We start from the raw sequence: 5,222 nt of genomic DNA, 5'->3' as shown, positions 1-5,222 counted from the left end.
CCAAAACACCCCCCGCCCCCCCCTGCCTGAGACCTGGCTGACCACCCCCCCCCCCCTCACCCCCCCCCCCCCCACCACCACGACCGGCGCCGGCCCCCCCCCCCCCCCGGCCCCGCTGCTCCTTGCATCCGCGAGGCTACTGCTCGTAGTAGCGTCGCAACTGCGAGGTGCACGGCTTGGTTGATCATCCAATCCGGCCTCACGGCCCTGGTATCCCAGCCCACTCGTTCCCGGCTCCCGCCGTTGCTTCAATCGCCCTACTGAACGGTCGAGGACGGTGGTTGGACGTGGACCTGAACACGGTGGTGGAGCTGCGTGACGCGCGGCGTCGCGATACCTGGCGCCCGGGGGACGCCTGGCTCGGCGGGGGCACGTACCTGTTCTCCGAGCCGCAGCCGCACATCCGCCGGCTCATCGACCTCGGCCGGATGGGCTGGGAGCCGCTCCGGATGACCGCCTCGGGGGACCTGGAGATCGCCGCGACCTGCACGATCGCCCAGCTCTCCCGCTTCGCCCGGGCGGCGCACTGGCGGGCCGCGCCGCTCGTCGAGCAGTGCTGCCGCGCGTTCCTCGCCTCCTGGAAGATCTGGAACATGGCCACCGTCGGCGGCAACCTGTGCAACGGGCTCCCGGCCGGGCCGATGATCTCGCTGACCGCCGCCCTGGACGGCGTGTGCACCCTGCTGTCCCAGACGGGCGAGGTGCGCCGGGTGCCGGTGAAGGACTTCGTGACCGGCGCCGGCGTCAAGGTCCTGCGGCCCGGCGAGCTGCTGCGCTCGATCACCGTCCCCGCCCGCGCGCTGGCGAGCCGGACGGCGTTCCGCCAGGCCTCGCTGTACGGGCTCGGCCGCTCCGGCGCCCTGCTGATCGGCACCGTCGACCCGGTCGACGGCGAACTCGCACTGACGATCACGGCCTCGACCGTCCGTCCGATCCAGCTGCGCTTCGCCGTCCCGCCGAACGCCGAGGCCGTCCGGGAGGCGGTCGGCTACGGCGTCCGGCCCGACGAGTACTTCGACGACATCCACGGGCTCCCGGCCTGGCGGCGGCACATGACCCACCGCTTCGCCGAGGAGATCCGCCGCGAACTGGTCGAGGAGGCCGGGCGATGAGCTACACCATCCGCGTCAACGGCGAGGACTTCGACGCCGAGCCCCGAGCGGGCCAGTGCCTGCGCACCTACCTGCGCGAGCGCGGCTGGTTCGGGGTGAAGAAGGGCTGCGACGCCGGGGACTGCGGCGCCTGCACCGTGCAGGTCGACGGCGACCCGGTGCACAGCTGCCTCTACCCGGCGCTGCGCGCCGAGGGCCGTTCCGTCACCACCGTGGAGGGGCTCGCCAAGGACGGCGAACTCCACCCGATGCAGCAGCGCTTCCTGGACGCCCAGGGCTTCCAGTGCGGCTTCTGCACGGCCGGCATGCTGATGACCACCTCCGCCGAGGGCTTCGACGACGACAAGCGCGCCGACCTGCCGCGCGCCCTCAAGGGCAACCTGTGCCGCTGCACCGGCTACCGGGCGATCGAGGACTCCATCCGGGGCGTCAAGCACACCGAGGCGCCGTGCGCCGGCCAGGCCGTCGGCCGCAGCCTCGGCGCGCCCGCCGGGCCGCAGGTGGTCACCGGCACCGCCCGATACACCTTCGACCTCGACGTCGAGGGCCTGCTGCACATGAAGCTGCTGCGCTCCCCGCACCCGCACGCGCGGATCGTCTCCATCGACACCTCGGCGGCCCTGCGGGTGCCCGGGGTCGTCGCGGTGTTCACCCACGAGGACGCCCCCGACAAGCTCTACTCCTCTGCCCGGCACGAGCACCCCACCGAGGACCCGGACGACACCCGGGTGCTCGACGACGTGGTCCGCTTCGTCGGTCAGCGGGTCGCCGCCGTGGTCGCCGAGAGCGAGGGCGCGGCCGAGGAGGGCTGCCGGCGGATCGTCGTCGGGTACGAGCACCTCCCGTACGTCCTCGATCCGGAGGAGGCGATGGCACCCGGCGCGCCGGTGATCCACCCCAAGGGGCCGGAGTCGCGGATCGCCCGCGCGGAGAACAACGTCTGCGGCGAGGCCCACGGCGAGATGGGCGACGTCGAGCAGGGCTTCGCCGCGGCGGACGTGGTCTACGAGGAGACGTTCCGCACCCAGCGGGTGCAGCACGCCAGCCTGGAGACGCACGGCTGCGTCGTCTACTTCGAGGAGGCCGGGGAGGCCGGGGAGACGGGGGAGACGGGGGAGGAGCGGATCGTGGTCCGGTCCTCCACCCAGGTGCCGTTCCTCACCCGCCGGGCGCTGTGCGACCTGTACGACCTGCCGATGGAGAAGGTCCGGGTGGTCGCGGGCCGGGTCGGCGGCGGGTTCGGCGGCAAGCAGGAGATGCTCACCGAGGATATCGCGGTGCTCGCGGCGATGCGGCTGCACCGGCCGGTGAAGCTGGAGTTCACGCGCGGCGAGCAGTTCTACGGCGCCACCACCCGGCACCCGTTCACGATCACCGTCAAGCTCGGCGCGAAGGCGGACGGGACCCTGACGGCCATCCAGTTCCGCGTGGTGTCCAACACCGGAGCGTACGGCAACCACGGTCCGGCGGTGATGTTCCACAGCGTCGGCGAGTCCATGGGCGTCTACCGCGCGCCGCACAAGAAGGTCGACGCGTACTCGGTCTACACGAACGGCGTGCCCGCCGGGGCCTTCCGCGGCTACGGCCTCGGGCAGGTCACCTTCGCCGTCGAGTCGGCGATGGACGAGCTCGCGCGGCGGCTGGAGATCGACCCGCTGGTGCTGCGGGAGCGCAACATCATCGGCCCGGGCGAGCACATGGAGGGCCCGCTCGGCGAGGAGGAGGACCTCCACATCGCCAGCTACGGCCTCGACCAGTGCCTCGGCGTCGTCCGCACCGCCCTCGCGAACGACAGCAGCGCCGAACTCGCCCCCGAGGGCTGGCTGGTGGGCCAGGGCTTCGCCATGGCGGCCATCGCCTGCGGCCCGCCCGGCGGTCACATCGCCGACGCCACGGTCAAGCTCCTGGAGGACGGCACGTACGACATCGCCGTGGGCACGGCGGAGTTCGGCAACGGCACCACCACCGTGCACAAGCAGATCACCGCCGGGGCGCTCGGCACCACCGTGGACCGGATCGCGATCCGGCAGTCCGACACCGACGTCGTCAAGCACGACACCGGCGCCTTCGGCTCGGCCGGCACCGTCGTCGCGGGCAAGGCGGTGATGAAGGCGGCCAACGCGCTCGCCGAACGGATCCTCGGCTTCACCGCCGAGTACGCCCGCACGCCGCGCAGCCTGCTGCGGCTCACCGCGGACGCGGTGGAGTGCGACGGGCGGGCGGTCGCGCTCAAGGAGGTGTTCGAGGCGGCGCGCGGCCGTGGCGTGGAGCTCAGCGCCGACGGCCACTTCGGCGGCTCGCCGCGCTCGATCGCCTTCAACTCCCAGTGGTTCCGCATCGCCGTCGACCCGGACACCGGCGAGATGCGGATCCTGCGCAGCGTCCACGGCGCCGACGCCGGCAAGGTCATGAACCCCCTGCAGTGCCGCGGCCAGGTCGAGGGGGGCGTGGCGCAGGCGCTCGGCGCGACGCTGTTCGAACAGGTCCTGGTCGACGACCGGGGCGAGGTCACCACGGCCGCCTTCCGGCGCTACCGGCTGCCCGCGTACGCGGACGTGCCGCGCACGGAGGTGCACTTCTCCGACACGTCGGACTCCATCGGGCCGCTCGGCGCCAAGTCGATGTCCGAGAGCCCGTTCAACCCGGTGCCGCCCGCCTTCGCCAACGCGCTGCGCGACGCGACGGGGATCCGGTTCACGGAGGCGCCGTTCCTGCGGGACAAGGTGTGGCAGGCGCTGGACGAGCACCGGAGGCGGACGGGCGGCGTCCGCTGACGCGCGGAGGGGTGAGGGCCGGGACTGCTCCCGGCCCTCACCCTTGTGCTTGATGCACACAATGCGAACGGCGCCGTCGTGCACCGTCCGGAGACGCGGGAGTGGGTGAACGGCCCGCTTGAGGAGGTCCGGGCGCCCGCACACGTCCCGCGCCCCAGGACCGTGCACGACGGCGCCGGGAAGCGGCGGCCGGCCCGTCCCAGGTGGGAACGTCCCGGCCCTTCTGCATCCGATTCAACCGGAACGCCACTGTGCGGACCACTGGAGTGCAACACCACGCGGCCGTCCACCTGTTGGACGATCGGACAGGACCGCGCAGTGCGGCGCGGGCGGGGGCGGGGTCGGCCGAGCTGTGCGGCGACCCGTCAGAGGTCCTTCTGGTAGCCCTTGTCGTCGTCGGAGTCGTAGACCAGCTTCCCGGTGCCGTCGTAGCCCTTGATGTGCGGGGTCCGGGTCACGGGGCCGGTGAGGAGGCCGGTGGCGGCGAACCAGCCGTGGTCGAGCGCCGCGTCCACGGCCGGTCCGTCTCCGTACGAGACGCTCACCCGGGTGACCGAGGGGGCGAACGTGCCGATGCTGCCCCAGCGGTACGGCAGCTTCCAGGCGTGGCCGTCGAGCATGGCCTGCCGGTACAGCTTGCCCCCGTTGATGTCCGGGTTCACCAGGCCCTCCGGGCCGCCCGCGCGCGGGTCGGCGCTGCCGGACTGGAGACCGGAGGTCCTGCCGTCGGTCTGGTGGCAGATGAGCCGGGTCGGGTGTGCGCCCTGGCTGACGCCGACGACCGAGATGCCGTCGCCCGGGGAGTTGTCGTCCCCGGTGCTCTTCACGGCGAGCAGGATGCGGTAGTCGGCGAGGGTCCCGTAGTCGTGGACGGGCCGGTTCGGGTGTGTGCCCTGTGTGCCCTGTGTGCCCTGCGCGGCCGACGGCGGCGGGCTCTGCCACCGGGCCTGCATCTCCTTGTCGTAGTCCAGGCACTGACCGAGCGCGGTGGCGGCCTGCTCGAAGGTGATGCCGTCGGCCAGCTGGGCGGCCGTCGCCGGAGGCTGCGGCCCGGCCGGCGTGGGCGTGGCGCTGGCCGTGGGCGTGGCGCTGGGCGTCGAGCCGGGGGAGGGGGCGGCCGTGCCGTCCGCCGTCGCGGCGAGCCCCGTGGCCGGGCGGGTGTCCGAGTGGCCGCGGGCCGTGAGGAGCGTCGCGCCCGACAGCACGGCCAGGACGACCACCCCGGCCGAGAGTGCGGCGGTGGGGGGGGGGGGGGGGGCCGGGGGGCGGGGGCGGGGGGGCGGGGGGGGGGGGGGCGCCCCCCGGCCGCGCGCCCCCCCGGGGGCCCGCGGGCGCC

Annotated in this window: 3 protein-coding genes; 2 read left to right on the top strand and 1 reads right to left on the bottom strand. The window is 73.7% G+C overall.

The window, feature by feature from the left end:
- Nucleotides 1-287 precede the first annotated feature (287 nt).
- Together ACFV4G_RS38920 and ACFV4G_RS38915 are read left to right on the top strand one after the other, a co-directional pair.
- Entirely contained in the window at nt 288-1,112 is an 825-nt protein-coding gene (locus tag ACFV4G_RS38920; RefSeq protein WP_380447540.1) for an FAD binding domain-containing protein, read from the top strand.
- Nucleotides 1,109-3,886: a molybdopterin-dependent oxidoreductase gene (locus tag ACFV4G_RS38915; RefSeq protein ID WP_380447526.1), complete on the top strand. Its 2,778-nt coding sequence runs from the start codon at nt 1,109-1,111 to the stop codon at nt 3,884-3,886. The genes ACFV4G_RS38920 and ACFV4G_RS38915 overlap by 4 nt, the downstream gene beginning before the upstream one ends.
- Before the next feature lie 365 nt (nt 3,887-4,251).
- Here ACFV4G_RS38915 and ACFV4G_RS38910 read toward each other — a convergent pair whose 3' ends face one another.
- On the bottom strand, nt 4,252-5,106 hold the full coding sequence (locus ACFV4G_RS38910; protein ID WP_380447525.1) for a hypothetical protein: 855 nt from the start codon (nt 5,104-5,106) through the stop codon (nt 4,252-4,254).
- Between the last annotated feature and the right edge of the window lie 116 nt (nt 5,107-5,222).

It is taken from the genome of Kitasatospora sp. NPDC059747 (assembly GCF_042732955.1).
In the GTDB taxonomy this organism is placed as follows: domain Bacteria; phylum Actinomycetota; class Actinomycetes; order Streptomycetales; family Streptomycetaceae; genus Kitasatospora.
Note: the sequence above shows the minus strand (reverse complement) of the source record. Positions and strands in the feature narration are given on the sequence as shown.

Coding starts and splice junctions, on each gene's coding strand:
- ACFV4G_RS38915 (WP_380447526.1), top strand. CDS start 1,109: ATGAGCTACACCATCCGCGTCAACGGCGAGGACTTCGACGCCGAGCCC.